This window comes from Candidatus Poribacteria bacterium, from assembly GCA_021295755.1.
Lineage (GTDB): Bacteria > Poribacteria > WGA-4E > WGA-4E > PCPOR2b > PCPOR2b.
Genome location: JAGWBT010000024.1, coordinates 46,248 through 46,785, shown reverse-complemented (window position 1 = coordinate 46,785; position 538 = coordinate 46,248). Strand labels below are relative to the sequence as shown.

At 50.4% G+C, this 538-nt stretch carries 1 protein-coding gene; it reads right to left on the bottom strand.

The genetic code is table 11. From position 1 onward, the window contains the following. On the bottom strand, positions 1-323 hold a 323-nt coding region (locus J4G02_04915), incomplete at its 3' end, for a transposase (protein ID MCE2393921.1). Positions 324-538 lie beyond the last annotated feature (215 nt).

The following is a 538-nucleotide window of genomic DNA, read 5'->3' as shown; positions in this document are numbered from 1 at the left end:
TAAAGTGCTTTCCATTCATCATCAGTCAACACAGAGGTGCATTCAGCGTCGGGTGCATGGCGATTGTACATTGTCAACCAATAAAGCCGCCATGCAATGACACTCATTAGGGCGATATATCGTAGGAGCCGGTCTTGGGTTTGCAGACGGCAGTGTTCGATTTTGACGCCGGATTTGAGGACTTTGAAATAGACTTCAATTTGCCACCTCAGACTGTACCAGCGTATCCGTTGTATGGCATCGGTAAAATCATTGGCTTTGATATTAGTAATTAACAACCATTGCAGCGGGGTTGCCTTCACCGGTGGATTGACTTCCGTCACCCAGACGACACTCACGCCAACCGGGGGTAAGTTTTGCGGAGGTAACGCCGGTTGTCGATAGGGGGGAAGTCATGTCGTTGTTGTAAAATGAATACTGACCGTGGCTTGTCGGACGGGTTGATTCCCCCGAGCGGGCACTTTGACAAGTAGTTGACCGGCAGCGGGTTGACTTTGCACCACAGCCCGGAGTTGCCCCGCTTCATCATCAACATTTC